This is a genomic window from Clostridium sp. UBA5119, from assembly GCF_002414285.1.
Taxonomy (GTDB): domain Bacteria; phylum Bacillota; class Clostridia; order Clostridiales; family Clostridiaceae; genus Clostridium_J; species Clostridium_J sulfidigenes.
Genome location: NZ_DHYX01000083.1, coordinates 1 through 323, shown reverse-complemented (window position 1 = coordinate 323; position 323 = coordinate 1). Strand labels below are relative to the sequence as shown.

The 323-nt window shown below is 29.4% G+C and carries 1 pseudogene; it reads left to right on the top strand.

The annotated features are described in order from the left end of the window. Positions 1–230: 230 nt before the first annotated feature. Positions 231–323, top strand: a pseudogene (locus tag B2671_RS17610) (transcriptional regulator); the annotation flags it as partial.

Below are 323 nucleotides of genomic sequence, written 5' to 3'. Positions count from 1 at the left end.
AAAACAGTTATTGCAGTAGGAAAGGCTAAGAATAAGAGTGGACATACAAATGTACTTATCAAGGGTAAGAATAGAGAGGAAACATTAGATAAGGCTATAGATTATTGTAAGAAGTTGGGTAAATAATATTTAAGGCCAGTAGTGAATAAAATATTTATTAGTCTTTTTATAAACACATAATTGAAAAGGGAACAAATGTTTGATAAAATGTATTTATAGGGGGTTATAAAATGTTGACTAAAAAGCAAAGGATAGTTCTTAATGCCATAAATGAATATGTACAGAGGGAGAGTATTTCACCAACAGTTAGAGAGTTATGTGAT